The sequence below is a fragment of the Streptomyces sp. NPDC052773 genome (assembly GCF_044547145.1).
Taxonomy (GTDB): Bacteria; Actinomycetota; Actinomycetes; order Streptomycetales; family Streptomycetaceae; genus Streptomyces.
The window spans coordinates 498,378-512,931 of sequence record NZ_JBITZX010000002.1; the positions used below are offsets into that span (position 1 = coordinate 498,378).

General features: G+C 71.6%; 10 protein-coding genes and 1 tRNA gene. 2 read left to right on the plus strand and 9 right to left on the minus strand.

The window, feature by feature from the left end:
* Positions 1 to 139 precede the first annotated feature (139 nt).
* From nrfD to ACIG0D_RS07360, 6 genes are all read right to left on the minus strand, one after another.
* Positions 140 to 1,084 (minus strand): NrfD/PsrC family molybdoenzyme membrane anchor subunit, encoded by a 945-nt coding sequence (nrfD, locus tag ACIG0D_RS07335; RefSeq protein ID WP_399796885.1) that lies wholly within the window; start codon positions 1,082 to 1,084, stop codon positions 140 to 142.
* Positions 1,085 to 1,157: 73 nt separating this feature from the next.
* On the minus strand, positions 1,158 to 2,099 hold the full coding sequence (locus ACIG0D_RS07340; protein ID WP_399796887.1) for a 4Fe-4S dicluster domain-containing protein: 942 nt from the start codon (positions 2,097 to 2,099) through the stop codon (positions 1,158 to 1,160).
* Positions 2,096 to 5,383: a formate dehydrogenase gene (gene fdh / locus ACIG0D_RS07345; RefSeq protein ID WP_399796889.1), complete on the minus strand. Its 3,288-nt coding sequence runs from the start codon at positions 5,381 to 5,383 to the stop codon at positions 2,096 to 2,098. Before fdh ends, ACIG0D_RS07340 begins: the two co-directional genes overlap by 4 nt.
* 138 nt (positions 5,384 to 5,521) lie before the next feature.
* Positions 5,522 to 7,438 carry a SelB C-terminal domain-containing protein gene (locus ACIG0D_RS07350; protein ID WP_399796891.1) on the minus strand — a complete coding sequence of 639 codons (1,917 nt, stop codon included), beginning with the start codon at positions 7,436 to 7,438 and terminating at the stop codon, positions 5,522 to 5,524.
* On the minus strand, positions 7,429 to 8,829 hold the full coding sequence (selA, locus tag ACIG0D_RS07355) for an L-seryl-tRNA(Sec) selenium transferase (RefSeq protein WP_399796893.1): 1,401 nt from the start codon (positions 8,827 to 8,829) through the stop codon (positions 7,429 to 7,431). The genes ACIG0D_RS07350 and selA overlap by 10 nt, the downstream gene beginning before the upstream one ends.
* Before the next feature lie 40 nt (positions 8,830 to 8,869).
* A tRNA-Sec gene (locus ACIG0D_RS07360) sits at positions 8,870 to 8,964 on the minus strand.
* Between the two features lie 62 nt (positions 8,965 to 9,026).
* Between ACIG0D_RS07360 and selD the strand changes: the two genes are divergently transcribed.
* On the plus strand, positions 9,027 to 10,055 hold the full coding sequence (gene selD, locus ACIG0D_RS07365; protein ID WP_399796895.1) for a selenide, water dikinase SelD: 1,029 nt from the start codon (positions 9,027 to 9,029) through the stop codon (positions 10,053 to 10,055).
* Between the two features lie 151 nt (positions 10,056 to 10,206).
* On the opposite strand, the gene ACIG0D_RS07370 is transcribed toward selD, so the two are convergent.
* Positions 10,207 to 11,346 carry a glutathione-independent formaldehyde dehydrogenase gene (locus ACIG0D_RS07370; protein ID WP_399796897.1) on the minus strand — a complete coding sequence of 380 codons (1,140 nt, stop codon included), beginning with the start codon at positions 11,344 to 11,346 and terminating at the stop codon, positions 10,207 to 10,209.
* A gap of 239 nt (positions 11,347 to 11,585) precedes the next feature.
* Here ACIG0D_RS07370 and ACIG0D_RS07375 point away from each other — a divergent pair, with 239 nt between their 5' ends.
* Entirely contained in the window at positions 11,586 to 11,774 is a 189-nt protein-coding gene (locus ACIG0D_RS07375) for a hypothetical protein (RefSeq protein ID WP_365763860.1), read from the plus strand.
* Between the two features lie 95 nt (positions 11,775 to 11,869).
* Here ACIG0D_RS07375 and glpK read toward each other — a convergent pair whose 3' ends face one another.
* Positions 11,870 to 13,387, minus strand: a complete 1,518-nt coding sequence (gene glpK, locus ACIG0D_RS07380) for a glycerol kinase GlpK (RefSeq protein WP_399796900.1) — start codon at positions 13,385 to 13,387, stop codon at positions 11,870 to 11,872.
* Between the two features lie 57 nt (positions 13,388 to 13,444).
* Positions 13,445 to 14,290 (minus strand): MIP/aquaporin family protein, encoded by an 846-nt coding sequence (locus ACIG0D_RS07385; RefSeq protein WP_399796902.1) that lies wholly within the window; start codon positions 14,288 to 14,290, stop codon positions 13,445 to 13,447.
* Positions 14,291 to 14,554: the final 264 nt, after the last annotated feature.

The window sequence follows — 14,554 nt, forward strand, 5'->3', positions numbered from 1 at the left end:
CGGCGCGTGGCTCAGCAGTTGTAGTCGATGCAGTGGTCAAACTGGCGCCGAAACCACCAGGCCACAGCCCGGCGCAGCCACTCCCAGCAACGACTCGCCGCCCCCACGACCGGATAGATCACGAAGTCGCACTGGGGTACTAAGAGGCGCCGCCGCCGCCCGACTCGAGGCGCTGTCGCTGCGGAGTCACCACGTACGCCGGGTCCTCGGCGGACGCGATGCCCGCTGCGAAGATGCCGAAGCGGGTGCACAGTCCCGCTGCCAGGTACGCCCCTCCGGCCAGGACGGGGACCGGGACCGGGACCGACCGGCGATCCGGGAGAACCGACAGCACGGCTCCGGCCCCGGCCAGCGCTTTGGCCAGGGTCAGCAGCCGGCCGGGCCGACCCGTGACGTATGGCTCACCGACCAGTCCGAGCCGTCGCTCGATGCGGTGCATCGCGGCGATTTCCATGACCGTGCCGAGGAGGCCCATCCGGGTCGGCGGCCCGTGGTCCGCGGCGGGTGCGCAGAGCAGCGCGGCACCCGCGGCGCCGGCCAGCGAGCTGCCGGCGAACAGATACGGCAACTCCGGATACGCCTCGTGCCACGCCGGCACCGCCGTGTCGGAGAGCAGCACCGCGGTGTAGGTGCACATCGCCGGTCCCAGCACGCCGGAGCCGAGGGCGGCGAGCCGGCCGAGCCTCGGCAGCCGCCCGGTGGCCTGCGAGGCGGCCGAGGCGGTGGCGAGCGCGGAGAACGGCGCCAGGATCCAGGAGCCCACCGACAGCGGCGAGGTGGGCTTGAGGACGCGCAGCATGTGCGTGAAGCGCTCGGGACGGCCCAGGTCGTGGACGAGGGCGGCGACGCCGGCCGCCGTCGAGGCGGCGGCGACCCACCGGCCCGCTCCCGCCAGCTCCCGACGCCCGGTCAGCTCGGCCACCGCCGCCATGGCCGCGGACGCACCGGCCGTTCCCCCGAGGAACAGATACGCCGGCACGTCCGGCACCTTCCAGGTGGGACGCTTGAGGACCGGCCGGCCGTAGTACGACCGGAACTCCGCGCGCGGAACCATGCGCCGCTCCCGCTCACCGCTCCCCGTCACGGCTTCTCCTCTCCGTCGCCCTTCGCGGCTGCTCGCCGCTCGCTTCTGAGCCGTCGTGCACCGGGTCGGCACCTCAGCGCCGTCGCCCGTGGAAGGTCCCCCGCCCCACGAAGGACAGCGCCACGCTCACGGCCACACCGGCGGCGGCCGCGGCCGCGTGCCGCCACATCGACGGCAGGTCACGGGTGGTGACCACCGGGTCGGGCGGCAGCCCGTACACCTCGGGCTCGTCCAGCAGGAGGAAGAACGCGCCGTCACCGCCGACACCGTCCTGCGGATCCCGGCCGTACAGCCGTGCCTGGTCCACCCCGCGCTCGTGCAGCTCGGTCACCCGCCGGTCGGCTCGCTCGCGCAGTTCCTCCAGGCGGCCGAACTGGATGGAGTCGGTCGGGCACGCCTGGGCACAGGCCGGTTCGCGGCCCGCCCCCAACCGGTCGTAGCACAGCGTGCACTTGAAGGCCCGGCCGTCGCCCGGGCGTACGTCGATCACGCCGTACGGGCACGCCGGCACGCAGTATCCGCAGCCGTTGCAGATGTCCTCCTGCACCACCACGGTCCCGAACTCGGTGCGGAACAACGACCCGGTCGGGCAGACGTCCAGGCACGCGGCGTGGGTGCAGTGCTTGCACACGTCGCTGGACATCAGCCAGCGCACCCGGTCCTCCCCGGCATCCGCGTCGTGCCCGGGCGGACCCATCGCCGGCATGCCCAGATCGACGGGTGGCCGGTCCGGCGCCACCTTCTGCTCGATCTTCTGCTCGATGAACGCCACGTGCCGCCAGTTGTCGGCGCTCAGCGCGCCCGTGTTGTCGAACGACTGCCCGAGCAGGTCGAGTTCCTCGGTCTCCGCCGGAAGCCGGTTCCACTCCTTGCACGCCACCTGGCACGCCTTGCAGCCGATGCAGACGGAGGTGTCCGTGAAGAACCCCATCCGGGGCGGGTGGGTGTCCGGGTAACCGGCGTCCGCGCTGGGGTCGGCCAACGGGCCGGACAGCCGGTTGCGGTCGGAAGTCATCGCTGCCCCTCTCCTGTGCCCGGCGGGGTGTCGTCCGGGAGGCCGGCGCGTCGCCGGTACGCCGCCACGTGGGCCGGCAGCGCCGGGCCCCGTGGTCGCCTGCCCGGCCGGATGTCGCAGGTCGCCGCCTTGGACTCCTGGATGCGCACGTTCGGGTCGAGCACCACGGACAGCAGCTCGTTCGCCGCGTCACCCGTGGACAGTCCCTCCGGGCCCCAGTGGTACGGCATCCCCACCTGGTGGATGGTGCGGCCTCGGACCCGCAGCGGTTTGATGCGATCGGTCACCAGCACTCTCGCCTCGACCGCCGCGCGGGCCGTGGTGATGGTCGCCCAGCCGAGGTGCTCCAGGCCGCGCTCCGCGGCGAGTTCGGGGGAGACCTCGCAGAAGAACTCGGGCTGCAGCTCGGACAGATAGGGCAGGGCACGGCTCATGCCGCCGGCCGTGTGGTGCTCGGTGAGCCGGTAGGTGGTGAACGTGTACGGATACACCTCGCTGCCGGCCGGGTGGTACCGGTTCACCGCACGGTCGTAGGCCTGGAGCGCCGGGTTCGTCTGCTGCCCGTACAGCGGGTTGTCCACCGGCGACTCGTACGGCTCGTAGTGCGCGGGCAGCGGGCCGTCGGCCAGTCCGGCCGGCGCGAACAGCCAGGCCCGGCCGTCGCTCTGCATGATGAACGGGTCCGTCCCGGCCAGGGCGTCCTGGGCTCTCGCGCCCGGGGGCGGCCGGTAGTCGGGCGGCTTGTCCGCCTCGAAGTCCGGGACGTCCTCCCCGGTCCACCGGCCCTGCTGGGCGTCCCACCACACGTACCGCTTGCGCTCGCTCCACGGCCGCCCCTCGGGATCGGCGGACGCCCGGTTGTAGAGCATGCGGCGGTTGGCCGGCCATGCCCAGCCCCAGTCGGGGGCGACTCGGCTCTGCTCGTCACGCGGCCGGCGGTTCGCCGCGTGGTTGTGCCCGTCGGCGCGGACCCCGCAGTAGATCCACACTCCGCAGGCGGTGGAGCCGTCGTCCCGGAGCTGGGCCGACGTCGACAGCGGCTGCGCGTCCGGCCCGTATCCGTTGATCTCGGCCAGCACGGCCTCGGCGCTCGGTTCGGCCAACGGGCCGGACGTCGGGTAGTCCCAGGTGAGGTCGAGCAGGGGGCGGTCACGTGGGTCGGTGGACCCCGCGAGCCTCTCCCTGATGATGCGTCCGAGATGGTGGTAGAACCACAGGTCGCTGCGGGCGTCCCCCGGCGGGGCGACCGCCGCGTGGTGCCACTGCAGCAGCCGTTGGGTGTTGGTGAAGCTGCCGTCCTTCTCCGTGTGCGCCGCGGCCGGCAGGAAGAACACCTCCGTCGGGATCTCCTCGGTGCGCAGCTCACCGGTCTCGATCTCCGGCCCGTCCTCCCAGAAGGTCGCGCTCTCGATCAGCCGCAGGTCACGCACCACCAGCCAGTCCAGGTTCGCCAAGCCCAGCCGCTGCAGTTTGCCGTTGGCTGAACCGACGGCCGGGTTCTCCCCGACGAGGAAGTACCCCTTGCACTCTCCCGAGAGCTGGTTCAGCACCGTGCGGTAGGTGCCGTGGTCGCCTGTCAGGCGGGGCAGCCAGTCGAAGCGGTAGTCGTTCTCCTCGGTGGCCGCTTCTCCCCACCACGCCTTGAGCAGACTCACCACGTACGCGCGCATGTTGCCCCAGAAGCCCGTCGTGCCGGCGTCCGCGGCGACGAACGCGTCCAGGTCCTGGTGCTGGTGGGCGTGCGGCATGGGGATGTAGCCGGGCAGCAGGTCGAACAGAGTGGGCACGTCTGTGGAACCCTGGATGCTGGCGTGTCCGCGCAGCGCCAGGATGCCGCCTCCCGGACGCCCGATGTTGCCCAGCAGCGCCTGCAGGATGGACGCGGTGCGGATGTACTGCACCCCGACGGTGTGCTGGGTCCAGCCGACGGAGTAGCACAGCGCCGTGGTGCGCTCGCGGCCCGAGTTGGCGGTGATCGCATCGGCCACCCGGGCGAACAGCTCACGGGAGACGCCGCAGACGTCCTCGACCAACTCCGGCGTGTAGCGGGCGAAGTGCCGCTTGAGGACCTGGTAGACGCAGCGAGGGTGCCGCAGCGTCGGGTCCATGGCCGGCTTCCCGTCCAGGGCGGGGCCGCCGGCGCCGTACGACTCCGCGCGGGCGGTCTCGCGCAGCTCACGGCCTCCGTGCTGCCGGGCGGCCGCGCCCTGCTCGCCCTCGTCGCCCGCCGCCGTCCACCGGTCCCGGTCACCGGCCGCGGCCGAGGCCTGCGCGCCCTCGTACATCCAGCTGGTCGCCTCGTAGTGGTGGCTCTCCGGGTCGAAACCGGAGAACAGCCCGTCCAGGTCCTCGGTGTCGGCGAAGTCCTCCCGGAGGATCGCCGGCGCGTTGGTGTAGGCGACAACGTACTCGCGGAAGTCCTTGCCGTTGCTCAGCACATGGTTGATCAGGGCTCCGAGGAAGGCGATGTCCGTCCCGGCGCGCAGCGGCACGTGGACGTCCGCGAGCGCGCTGGTGCGGGTGAAGCGGGGGTCGACGTGGATGATCGTGGCACCCCGTTCCCTGGCCTCCATCACCCACTGGAAGCCGACCGGATGGCACTCGGCCATGTTGGAGCCCTGGATGAGGATGCAGTCGGCCTCGGCCAGGTCCTGCTGGAACGTCGTGGCTCCGCCACGGCCGAACGAGGTCCCCAGACCGGGAACCGTGGCGGAGTGTCAAATCCGCGCCTGGTTCTCGATCTGGATGGCGCCCAGCGCCGTGTAGAGCTTCTTCATCAGGTAGTTCTCTTCGTTGTCCAGCGTCGCTCCGCCGAGAGAGGCGATGCCGAGCGTGCGCCGGACGGGGACGCCGCGATGCGTGTCCTGCCAGGTCCGCCGACGGGTCTCGATGACCCGGTCGGCGATCATGTCCATGGCCCGGTCGAGCGGGATCCGCTCCCACCCCGTGCCGTACGGCGGCCGGTGGAGGACGGCGCTGATCCGGCCGGGGCCGGTCACCAGCTGCTTGCTCGCCGCACCCTTGGGGCACAGCCGGCCGCGTGAGATCGGCGAGTCCGGGTCGCCCTCGATCTGGGTGACCTTCTCGTCCTGGACGTAGACCTTCTGCCCGCAGCCCACGGCGCAGTACGGGCACACGGACCGTACGACCCTGTCGGCCCGCTCGGTACGGGCGGACAGCCGCTCGGTACCGCGCGAACGTGCCGCGGTCCCTCTGCCCAGCGCATCGTCGCCGGTGAGCTGCCGGTACACCGGCCAGCCGTCGATCCACTGCCGCAGGCCCATGGCGATCTCCCGCCTCGCGCCCTTCCGCCGTCCCAGCCAACGTAACGCCGGGTCGGGTGGGGGGCATGTCGAGTCCCGTCGGCTGTCCCGGGAAAGCCGGCCCGCGCCGGGCGCGTCGGCCTCGGCACCCAGCACCGATCAGGCCTCGCCCCGGGCCGGGTGACCGTTCGGCGGCAGGGTACGCACGCGACGGGTGTCGTCGGGCAGCCGCTCGGTGGCACCGCGGCGGTCCAGCAGCTCCAGCAGCGGTACTGCGACCCGCCGAGTGGTCCGCAGCGCCTGCCGTGCCTGGCTCAGGGTGAATGGCTGGGGCAGTTCCGCGAGCACCTCGGCGGCCCGTGCCTCGCCGTCCGGAAGCAGGAAGACGCCGTCGGCCACTTTCAGCAGGCGGCCGGCGCGCACCGCGGCGGCCAGCTCCCGGGGACCCAGCCGCAGCTCCGCCATCCTGGCGGCGTCCGGCGCCGCGAACGGCGCATCGCGCAACTCGGCGGCCAGCGCGGCCACCGCCGCCGCGACGGGGCCGGGAAGCGCCGCAAGGCGGCCCGGCGCGCACACCCGCCCGCCCACCACCGGCAGCGACGCGGCATCGGCAAGCCGTTCCACCACGCCGGTGGTGGGCAGCCGCAACCGCTGCCGTACCACCTCCACGGGCACCCCGGACTCCAGAGGGTGATCGCCGCCCCACTGGTCGACCACGGCACGCACGGCGGCGAGCAGGTCGCGCCACACGCTCGCGTGAACCCGTCGGCCGTCACCCACCGGCTCGCCGACCTCGGGCAACCCCATGGAGTGCAGTTCGCCCGCGGTCGTGAAGCGGCGCCGGAGCAGTATCGCCTCGGCCACCGCCCGGGGTGGGGCACCGGTCAGCGCGGCCAGCTCCACGGCACGCGACCGCGCGGCACCGCGTCGGCGCAGTTCGGGGGGCGTCACGTCGAGTACGTCGACACGGGCGGCGATGCGGTGGCGACCGGGGTCGCGCAGCAACGCGCGGTCGCCGACGCGCAGCGGCAGGGGCCGGGCCAGCCGCAGCCGGGCGCTGTCCGCTCCCAGCGGCCTGATACGGGCGGCGACGGATGCGGATCCCACGTGCAGCACGAGCTCGCGGGGAAGGTCGCGGCGTTCACCGACGTCACCGTCGCTGCTGTGGTCACCGGCCTCACCGCCGTCGCCGCGCCGCCCGCGGCGGTCACGGTCGCCCTCGCCGCGCCACCCGCGCCCGTCACGGTCGCCGTCGCCGAAGCGCAGTGCGACGTCGACCTCGGCCGTCGTCAGCCACCTTCCCGGAGTGAGCAGCGCGTCGCCGCGGCCGATCGCATGGTGCTCGACGCCGCGCAGATTGACCGCCACCCGGGCCACGGCACGGACCTCGGGTGTGTTCCGGCCCAGCGCCTGCAGGCCGCGTACCCGCATCACCGCCCCGGTGGACCCCAGCTGAAGTTCCGCTCCCGCTCGCAGGCTGCCGGCCGGCAGTGTCCCGGTGACCACCGTGCCCGCGCCGACGACGCTGAACGAGCGGTCCACCCACAGCCGGACGTCGGCGTCCGGATCGGCAGGCGGGAGGGCTTCGACCAGCCGGGTCAGTCCGACACGCAGCCGGTCCAGGCCCTCGCCGGTGCGCCCGCTCACGGTCACCGAGTCGACCGGTCGCAGGCCGGCCGCCGTCATCCGGGCCAGTGCCTGTCGCCGGGCCGGCTCCGGGTCGGCCAGGTCGCAGCGGGTCACGGCGAGAAGCACGTGTCGCACGCCCAGGGCGTCGAGCGCCTCCAGATGCTCGGTCGACTGCGGCATCCACCCCTCGTCGGCGGCCACCACGAACAGCACGGCGGGGACGGGGCCGATTCCCGCGAGCATGTTGGGCACGAACCGCTCGTGGCCGGGGACGTCGACGAACGCCACCTCTGGTCCGCCCGGGAGGGTCGTCCAGGCGAAACCGAGGTCGATGGTCAGGCCGCGCCGGCGCTCCTGCTCCCAGCGATCCGGCTCCATCCCGGTGAGCTGCCTCACCAGCGTCGACTTGCCGTGATCGACATGACCGGCGGTGGCGATCACCTGCACGGCCGCTCACTCCCGTGGTCGTCCCCGCCGTCCGTGCCGTCCCTGCCGTCCCTGCCGTCCCTGCCGTCCACGTTTCCGCCGCTCGCACCGCCTGTGTGTGATCGCCGCGCGGCGAGTACGGACTCCAGCACCGACTGCTCCTCCTCCGCCCGGATCGTGCGCAGGTCCAGCAGGCACCGTCCGCGCTCCAGCCGGCCGACGACCGGGACCACACCGGTGCGCAGCAGCGGGCCGTACCGCGCGGGCAGGCCGACGGCCGTGCTGGGCAGGGTCACCCCGGGCGCGCCGCCACCGCCCACGGCCGACTCCGTGCGCAGCACCTCCGCGGGTACTCCCTCGGCCCGCAGCCGTTCGGCAAGCCGGGTGGCGCGCTCCCGCACGGTGGTCTCGTCGGCGGCCAGGGCGGTGCGTACGGGTGGCTCCGGACCGCGCAGCGTCGCCTCCAGCGCGGCCAGGGTCAGCTTGTCCACCCGGAGGGCCCGCGCCGCGGGGTGCCGTCGCAGTCGCTCGACCAGTCCTGCCTCCCCGAGCAGCAGCCCGGCCTGGGGACCGCCGAGCAGCTTGTCTCCGCTGGCCGTCACCAGCGCCGCTCCGGCGCGCAGAGCGGTGGCGGCGTCCGGCTCGTGGGGGAGCAACGGGTGCGGGGCGAGCAGGCCGGAGCCGATGTCCACGACCACCGGGGGGCCGAGCGCCGCAAGCTCGGCCACATCCGCCGCCGCGGTGAAACCGCTGATGTGGAAGTTTGACGCGTGAACCTTGAGCAGGAACGCGGTGTCGGGGCCGAGGGCCTCCGCATAGTCCCGCGCATGGGTGCGATTCGTGGTGCCGACCTCGCGCAGCCGGGCCCCGGTGGACGCCAGCAGCTCCGGAATGCGGAACCCGTCGCCGATCTCGACCAGCTCGCCCCGGCTGATCACGATCTCCCGTCCGCGGGACATCACCAGGGCGCACAGGAGCAGCGCTGCCGCGTTGTTGTTCACCACGTGCACCGCGCCGGCATCGGGTACGGCCTCGGCCAGCGCGGCGAGGGCCCCGCGTCCGCGGCGGGCCCGGCGGCCTTCCGCGAGGTCGAACTCGACGTCCGTGCATCCGGCCGCGGCCGTCACGGCGTCCCGGGCGGCATCCGACAGCGGCGCACGGCCGAGGTTCGTGTGCACCAGCACGCCGGTGGCGTTGATCACCGGCCGCAGGCCGCAGGCCCGCTCGGGCAGGTGGCCGACCACCGCGTCCACGACATCCTCGGGGGCGATCTCACCGTTCCTCGCGCGCCGCTGGGCCTCGGCGATCGCGGCTTTCACCAGGGGACGCCCCAGCATCCGTACCGCCGTGGCGATGCGCGGCTCGGCCAGCACGGAGTCGGTGCCGGGGATGCGCCGGCGCGGATCGCTCATGGCACCTCTCCTGCTCGCCGTGGCCCTACTGCGCGGCGGGTGGCGGAGGCGGACGGGAATCGAACCCGCCAACGGCAGCTCCTGCCGTTCAACGGTTTTGAAGACCGGGCCGGTCACCAGGCCGGATACGCCTCCTCGCACTGGCAGCCATCTTCGCAAAAGCCTCATGTAAGCGCTAATGGGACACTTGCAGGATCATGGCCCATGTGACCTCATCGACGTCGCCCCGTGAAGCCGTCCGCCTCACCCAGTACGCGCACGGCGGTGGGTGCGCCTGCAAGATCCCGCCCGGTGAGCTGGAGGAGGTGCTGCGGGACCTCGGCGCCGCCGTCCCGGTCCGCGACCCCGTGGGGGAACTGCTGGTCGGGCTCGACGACGGTGACGACGCCTCGGTCGTCCGGCTGAAGGACGGCACGGCCGTGCTGGCCACCACCGACTTCTTCACGCCCGTGGTCGACGACGCCTACGACTGGGGCCGGATCGCCGCGGCGAACGCACTGTCCGACGTGTACGCCACGGGCGGCCGTCCCCTGCTCGCCGTGAACCTGCTGGCCTGGCCGCGCGGGGTGCTCCCCCTCGAACTGGCCCGCGAGGTGCTGCGCGGCGGCCTGGTGACGGCCGCGGCCGCCGGCTGCCACGTCGCGGGCGGCCACAGCGTGGACGACCCCGAGCCCAAGTACGGCATGGCCGTCACCGGCCTGGTCGACCCCGGCCGTCTGCTGCGCAGCGACGCGGGCGAGCCGGGCGTGCCGCTGTCGCTGACCAAGCCGCTTGGCGTCGGCGTCCTGAACAGCAGGCACAAGGCCACCGGCGAGGTGTTCCCGCAGGCGGTCGAGGTCATGACACGGCTCAACCGGGAGGCGGCCGAAGCGGCGATCGCCTCCGGTGTCACCTGCGCGACGGACGTCACCGGGTTCGGGCTGCTCGGACACGCCTACAAACTCGCGCGAGCGAGCGGCGTCACGGCACTGATCGACGCGACCGCCGTGCCCTACCTCGACGGCGCCCGGCAGGCGCTGCGCGACGGATACGTCAGCGGGGGCACCCGCCGGAACCTGGAATGGGTACGCCCGCACAGCGACCTGTCGGCGGCGAGCGAGGACGAGGCACTACTGCTGGCCGACGCGCAGACCTCCGGCGGGCTGCTGGTGGCCGGCGAGATCCCCGGCGCGCCCGTCGTGGGCGAGCTGCTGCCGCGCGGCGACCACGTGCTGGTGATCCGCTGACCCGGCCGCCGAGCCGGCGGGCGGGCCGGCGGGCGGGCCGGTTGGCGTGGTCCCGTGGGGTGAGCGCGTGACAGACGCCCACACGAAGCCCGCCCGCCGACCCGGGCCTGGCCCCGGCCGGCGGGCGGTGCCGCCACGGCAGAGCCCTGCGCTACTGCCCTGGGTGCAGGATGACCTTGGTGTAACCCTCGACACGCTTGTCGAACTTGTCGTACGCCGTGGGTGCCTCCTCCAACGGCACCTCATGGGAGACGACGAAGCTCGGCCGTGCGCGGCCCTGGATGATCAGGTCGCGCAGCTGCCGGTTGTAGCGCTTCACGTTGCACTGTCCGGTACCCAGACGCAGTCCCTTCTCGAAGAGCTTCCCGATCGCGACCACGAGCCGGCCCCGCTTGGCCTGCTCGTCCGGCGCCCCCGGGTCGGCCGGCACGTAGAGCCCGGGTATGCCGAGTGCTCCGGTCGGCCGCACGGTCTCGATGATCGAGTTCAGAACGGCCGCGGGTTCCTCGCGGTCCGCGCCCCCGGCCACGGCCTGGTACCCGACGGCGTCGATGCCCTTGTCCGTGCCTTCGCCGTCCGTCTGGTCCTTGATCTGCTCCACGGGGTCGCCCTCGGCGAAGTTGATCGGGATCGCGCCGATCTCCTCGGCCTTCTGCAGCCGCTCCAGCACCCGGTCGACGACGAACACCTTCGACGCACCGCGCAGCATGGCCGAGTAGGCGGCCATCAGACCGACGGGGCCACCGCCGTACACCACGACACTCTCGCCCGGAGAGACCTGGGCGAGTTCGTTGCCGTGGTAACCGGTCGGGAAGATATCGGCGAGGAGAACGAAATCGCTCTCGTTCTCGGTGCCTTCCGGCAGCGGCAGACAGTTGAAGTCGGCGTACGGTACGCGCACGTATTCGGCCTGACCACCGATCCACGGCCCCATCGCCACATAGCCGTACGCGCCACCGGCGAATCCGGGATTCACGGTGAGGCAGAAGCCGGTGTAGTCCGCCACGCAGTTCTTGCAGAATCCGCAGGCGACGTTGAAGGGCATGACCACACGGTCGCCCTGCTTGATCGTCGTGACGCCCTCGCCGACCTCCTCGACGATGCCCATGTTCTCGTGGCCGAAGACGATGCCCGGCTCGGCGGCCGTACGACCCTCATACATGTGCAGGTCGGAGCCGCAGATCGCGGTGGACGTGACCCGTACGATCACGTCGTTCGGGTGCTGGAGACGGGGCGTCTCGACTTCTTCCACCGCTACTTCGAATGGTCCCTTGTAGACAACGGCCTTCATACCGACACCTCCGTTGAGCGATATGCCCTCGCTGCAATATGTCCTCGCCGCCGGAGACAAACGGCCGTCAACCGAACGTAACCCGATGCGAACGGTCAGTGGAAACGGCGGAAAGAGCGGCGGCCGTTCGCCTCACGTGACCCAACTCTCATGCTCCCCCTATAGGCAGCACGGGACAAGCCGGGTATTTTCGAGTAATTATCCATTTCAACCTCGCGCCGAATCGGAGGACGAGCAAAGTGACTCAGCGCTTCGGGACCCTGCTCGTCCCTGTGCCCGGCGTGTCCGGCACCACGTACCCGCCCGGTACCCCTGTGACCATCAGCGGACGTGGGTCGACCGTCGACGCCTTCGTGGGCGGCGACTGGCTTCCGCTCGCCTGGTGGGAGTTCGCCGAGGGGCGTAACGAGGACGCCGTCGAGGGCTGACAGCGAGAGCGCCACAGCCCTCACGGCGATCGCCTCCCAGCGGTTCGGCGCACCGGCCCGCGCGGAGCCGGTGGGCACGGGCGGGCCCGGGGCCGCTATTCGACCGTTGCCCAGTCGAGGGTTCGCTCCACCGCCTTCTTCCACCCGGCGTAGCCCTCCGCGCGCTGCTCGTCGCTCCACTGCGGCTCCCACCGCTTGGACTCCTGCCAGTGACTGCGCAGTTCGTCCTCGCTCTCCCAGAACCCGGTGGCGAGCCCGGCGGCATAGGCGGCACCCAGCGCGGTGGTCTCGGCGACGACCGGGCGGCTGACCGGGACGCCGAGGATGTCGGCCTGCATCTGCATGCACAGATCATTTGCGGTCACCCCGCCGTCGACCCTCAGCACGTCCAGATGGACGCCCGAGTCCTGTTCCATGGCCTCCACCACGTCGCGGCTCTGGTAGCAGATGGCCTCCAGCGTGGCCCGTGCGATGTGGCCGCCGTGGTGGAAGCGGGACAGCCCGACCATCGCTCCTCGGGCGTCGGAACGCCAGTAGGGCGCGAAGAGGCCGGAGAAGGCCGGCACGAAGTACATGCCGCCGTTGTCCTCCACGGTCGCTGCCAGCTGTTCGCTCTCCGCCGCGCTTCGGATGATCTTCAACTGGTCGCGCAGCCACTGCACGGCCGAGCCCGTCACGGCCATGGAGCCTTCCAGGGCGTAGACCGCCGGGCTGTCGCCGAGCTGGTACGCCACCGTGGTGAGCAGCCCGTGCCGGGAGCGCACCAGCTCCGTGCCCGTGTTGAGCACGAGGAAGTTGCCGGTGCCGTAGGTGTTCTTGGCCTCCCCGGGAGCGAAGCACACCTGGCCCACGGTGGCCGCCTGCTGGTCCCCCAGGACACCGGTGATGGGGATGGCGGCCCGCAGTGGCCGGGAGGTGCGCGCCTGGCCGTAGGCGTCGGCATGGGAGGAGGGATTGATGCGTGGCAGCATCGCTCGCGGGATGCCGAAGAAACCGAGCAGTTCGTCGTCCCAGTCGAGGGTTTCCAGGTTCATCAGCATGGTGCGGCTGGCGTTGGTCACATCGGTGGCGTGGGTTCCGCCATCAGGCCCGCCGGTCAGGTTCCACAGCACCCAGCAGTCGGTGTTGCCGAAAAGCGCGTGGCCCGCCTCGGCGGCCTCGCGCAGGCCGTCGACGTTCTCCAGCATCCACTGGATCTTGCCGCCGGAGAAGTAGGTGGCCGGGGGGAGGCCCGCCTTCCGGCGAATGACGTCGCCGCGGCCGTCCCGCTCGAGCGCCGCCGCGATGGAGTCGGTGCGGGTGTCCTGCCAGACGATGGCGTTGTAGTACGGGCGGCCGGTCCTGGGGTCCCAGACCACGGTCGTCTCCCGCTGGTTGGTGATGCCGACCGCCGCCAGGTCGGATGCCGACAGGTTGCGCTCCCGCATTGCGGTCTGCATCACGGTGTTGGTGCGTTCCCAGATCTCCACGGGGTCGTGTTCGACCCAGCCCGAGCGCGGAAAGATCTGGGCGTGCTCCAGTTGGTGCTTGGCCACCTCGTTGCCGTCGTGGTCGAAGATCATGAACCGAGTGCTGGTGGTTCCCTGGTCCACCGCGCCCACGAAGTCCGCCATGAGTTGCTTCCTCTCCGGAGAAAACCAGGGCTGTGCGCCGCTGGGCCGCTGGGCCGGTCAGCCCTCGGGGGCCGGGACGCGTCCCGGAGGCTCGGGTTCCACCCTCGGCAGGAAGCGGCCGATGAGGAACTTGTAGAGGAACGCACCGAGCAGGCCACCGATCAGCGGTCCGAGGATCGGCACCCAGAAGTAGAGATTGCCGTACTGATCTCGCCACGCGCCGCCGTACCCGGTGATGAAGCTCGCCAGGCGCGGCCCGAAGTCACGTGCCGGGTTGATCGCGTATCCCGCGAGGGTGCCCCACGCCATGCCGATGGCGACCACGATGAGTCCCACGATGAACGGGGCCAGATTGGCACCCGGGGGATTGTTGAGCAGGTCCGTGACCGCCATGACCAGCAGCAGCAGAATCGCCGTGCCGATGACCTGGTCACGGAACGCAGCCCACTCGTAGACCGGCAGGTTCGTGTTGCCGTTGGCGGGCAGGGTCGAGAAGACGCCCTGCGTCTTGATGGTGTGACCGGGATCGGCCTTCGCCAACGCCTCGGTGTAGTTCCATCGCACCAGCAGAGCGGCCACGAAGGCGCCCGCGGTCTGGGCGACGGCGTAGGGTGCCACCTTCTTCCACGGGAATCCCTTGAAGGCGGCGAGGGCGAGTGTCACTGCGGGGTTGATGTGGGCGCCGCTGATCCGCGCCGCCACATACACGCCGAGGGTCACGCCGAGCCCCCACGCCCAGGCGATGCTGTCGTGATCACCCAGACCGCCCGGTGGAGTGGTGAGTGCTCCACCTGCGACCACTTGAGCGACCACACCGCAGCCGAACAAAATGAGCACCATCGTGCCGGCGAACTCCGCGAAAAGCTCCGCCACCAGTCCGGATGTGTCTTTGTTGCGTGCCATGGAGTCCCGCTTTCCGCCGACTGAATCGGTAGCCGACTTGCCGGAAGTCCTTGCCCACATCGTAAGCCGATCAAGAGATCCCCGCCCTGCGAGACTTCGGCCCTCGCCTCACGCTGCCCTTTCGCCAACCCTGTGCTGATTCCACCGGCGAGTGAGGGCCCAGACTGGATCCGTGCAGCAGGAGGTCGGTCTGTCGGTCGGCCGCAGTCGCTTGTGTCGCACTCTCGTGTCTCCGTATGCACGGGCGCACAGCACCGAACGGGT